2 protein-coding genes are annotated in these 3,508 nt (G+C 74.8%); both read left to right on the top strand.

What is annotated here, in order from left to right; genetic code table 11:
* Positions 1 to 3,236 (top strand): SDR family NAD(P)-dependent oxidoreductase (locus ACFY5B_RS39395; RefSeq protein ID WP_389980064.1); only part of this gene is annotated, 3,236 nt, incomplete at its 5' end.
* Between the two features lie 80 nt (positions 3,237 to 3,316).
* The coding region (locus ACFY5B_RS39390; protein WP_389980062.1) for a polyketide synthase docking domain-containing protein at positions 3,317 to 3,508 on the top strand (192 nt) is incomplete at its 3' end.

Here is a 3,508-nt window from a genome sequence, read left to right as displayed (position 1 = left end):
AGGAGTTCGAGGAGGTGGCGCGGGGGCTGTCGTTGCGTGCGCCGCGGATTCCCGTGGTGTCGAACGTGACCGGGGTGCTGGCGAGCGAGGAGGAGCTGACCTCGCCGGAGTACTGGGCCCGGCACATCCGCCAGGCGGTCCGCTTCCACGACGGCGTACGCCTCTTGGAGCAGCTGGGCGTCCGGCAGTACGTGGAACTCGGCCCGGACGGAGTCCTGACCTCCCTGGTGGAGGCCTCGCTCACCGAGCCGCCGGGCGCACTCGCCCCCGCCCTGCGCCGGGACAGGCCCGAGCCCGAAACCGTCATGTCCGCGCTCGCCCTGCTGCGGATGCGCGGAGCCGAACCCGACTGGAACACGGCACTGCCCGGCGCCCGCCGCGTGCCGCTGCCCGGCTATGCCTTCCAGCACCGGCGCTTCTGGCTCGACGCGCCCCCCGCGGACATCGATGCCGAGGGCCTCGGCCTGAGCACCGTCCAGCACCCGCTGATCGGCGCCGCCGTGCGGATGGCCGGACGCGACGCGTACCTCTTCACCGGACGGTTCTCCCTGCGCACCCACCCGTGGCTCGCGGACCACACGGTGTCCGGCACCGTGCTGCTGCCCGGCACCGCCCTCCTCGAACTGGCCCTGCGCGCGGGAGAACAGGCCGGCAGCGCACACGTCGAGGACCTGACCCTGGCCGCACCGCTCGCCCTGCCCGAACACGGTGGCGTCGACGTACAGGTCGCCGTCGGGGAGCCGGCCGACGACGGACGGCGCGGCGTCGAGATCTACTCCCGCCCCGCCGGACAGGGCCCGGACGGGGAGGGCGAGTGGGTGCTCAACGCCCACGGTTCGCTGACCCCCGTCGACCCCTCCGCCACCGGGGCCGGACTGGTCGTCTGGCCTCCGGCGGGCGCCGCCGAGATCGACCTGGACGGTGCCTATGAGCGTCTCGCCGATCACGGATTCGCCTACGGCGCCGCCTTCCAGGGGATGCGCCGGGTGTGGCAGGGCGAGGGCGAGATCTTCGCCGAGGTCGCGCTGCCGGACGAGGCGGGCGAGAGGGCGGGACACTTCCTGCTCCATCCGGCGCTGCTGGACGCCGTGCTGCACCCGCTGCTGCCCGGCGTCACCGGGGACGACGGGCTGCCGCGCCTGCCGTTCGCCTGGTCGGGTGCGCGCGTCCACGCCGCCGGGGCGTCCGTCCTACGGGCACGGCTGACCCTGTCGGACTCCGGCGGTGAGACGCTGGAGGCGTCCCTCCAGGTCGCCGACGGCACGGGACTGCCGGTGGCGTCGGTGGACTCGCTGCTCCTGCGTCCGCCGGCCGCGGACGCACTGCGGCCGGCCGACGCCCGCCGGGACGGACTGTTCCCCGCCGTCTGGTCGGTGACCGAGGCGCCCCGGGGAACGGCCGACACCTCGGGCTGGGCGGCGCTGGGCGCCTCGCCGGTCCCCTCCGTGAAGGCGTACGAGAACCTTGAGGAAGTGGCGGGAAGCGGGGCGGACACCGTCCTGTGGGCCCCGGACGGGGACGGTGCGGCCCCGGCCGACGGCCCCGCCGTAGCCGAGGCGGCGCGCGCTGCCACCCGGCAGGCACTGACGACCGTGCAAGCGTTCCTCGCCCATCCGCGACTGGCCGAGGCGCGGCTCGTGGTCGTCACCCGCGGCGCGGTGGCCACGAGCCCGGACGAGGACGTCCCGGACCTGGTGCACGCGGGCGTGTGGGGCCTGCTGCGGACGGCGCAGACGGAGAACCCCGGCCGTGTCGTGCTGGTCGACGGTGACGGCGACAGCGACGTCACCGGGGCCGTCGCCACCGGGGAGCCCCAGGTGGCCGTGCGCGGCGACGCGTTCCTAGTGCCCCGCCTGGAGCGCGCCCCCGGCGCGGACGACGGCGCCGTCCCGCCCCGGTGGGACGAGGGCACCGTCCTCATCACCGGCGCCACGGGAACACTGGGCCGGATCCTGGCCCGGCACCTGGTGACCGAACACGGCGCCCGGCACCTGCTGCTGCTCAGCCGCCGCGGCGAATCCGCCCCGGGGGCGGCCGGGATGAAGGAGGAGCTGACCGGCCTGGGTGCCGGCGTCACCTTCGCCGCATGCGACGCCGCGGACCGTGAGGCGCTGGCCGCCGTCCTCGCGGCGGTGCCCGACGACCGGCCGCTCTCCGCCGTCGTCCACACGGCGGGGGTCCTGGACGACACGGTGCTCGGAGAACTCACCCCGGAGCGACTGGACACCGTGCTGCGGCCCAAGGTGGACGCGGCATGGAACCTGCACGAACTGACACGGGACCGAGCGCTGTCGGCCTTCGTCGTCTACTCGTCCGTCGCCGGTCTCCTCGGCACCGCGGGACAGGCCAACTACGCGGCCGGCAACACCTTCCTCGACGCACTGGCCCAGCACCGCAGGGCGCAGGGCCTCCCCGGCCTCTCCCTGGCCTGGGGGTTGTGGGAACAGGAGAGCGCCATCAGCGGCGGCCTGAGCGAGACGGACCTCAGGCGGCTGGCCCGGCTGGGCCTGGTGGCACTGCCGTCGGACCAGGCGATGAACCTGTACGACGCCGCCTTCCGCCTCGCGCGGCCCGTGCTGGCGGCCACGTACGTCGACGCCGGAGCCCTGCGGCGGCAGGGTGAGGACGCGGCGCCGCTGCTGCGCGGCCTGACACCCGCCGCCCCGGCCCGCCGCACAGCGGCCGGTACGGGCACGCCGCAGGGCCCGGGACTCCTGGAGCAGCTCGGTGCGCTCGGGGCGGCCGAGCGCGAGGCGGCCCTCATCGAACTGGTGCGGGGACAGGCCGCCGCGGTCCTCGGCCACTCCGGGCAGGACTCCGTCGACGCCGACCGGCCCTTCCAGGACTTGGGCTTCGACTCGCTCACCGCGGTCGAGCTGCGCAACCAGCTCGGCCGGGCCACCGGTCTGCGGCTGCCCACCACCCTCGTGTTCGACCACCCCAACCCCACCGCACTCGCCCGGTTCGTCGCCGCGCGGATCGAGGAACGGAAGGGGCCGACGGACGACCCCGGCCTCGCCGACCTCGACCGTGCTGAGTCCCTGCTCAAGTCCCTGGCACCCGGGGACGAGTCCCGGGCACGCCTCGCCGACCGGCTCAGGGAACTGCTGCTCCTCGCCGAAGCGGTACCCGGCGACGGCGACGGCGACGGCGACAGCGCCGAGGCCGGGGGCGGCCTGGACCTGGACGCCGCCAGCGACGAGGAGCTCTTCGCCCTCGTCGACGAACTCGACTGAACCCCCGCCCCCACCGCGCCCGGGCGGCGACAGGCCCCGCCCCGGCACCACCCCCTTCAATGCTCAGGAGTTGAAAGCACGTGACGGACGAGGGAAAGCTCCGTGATTACCTCAAGCGGGCCATCGCCGACGCTCGCGACGCCCGTAAGCGGCTGACCGAGGTAGAAGGCCGTCAGAACGAGCCGATCGCGATCGTGGGGATGGCGTGCCGTTATCCGGGTGGGGTGTCGTCGCCGGAGGATCTGTGGCGGCTGGTGGCCGGTGGTGTGGAT

The organism is Streptomyces sp. NPDC013187, assembly GCF_042899705.1.
Taxonomy (GTDB): domain Bacteria; phylum Actinomycetota; class Actinomycetes; order Streptomycetales; family Streptomycetaceae; genus Streptomyces; species Streptomyces hawaiiensis_A.
This window is presented reverse-complemented; position numbering and strand designations above follow the sequence as displayed.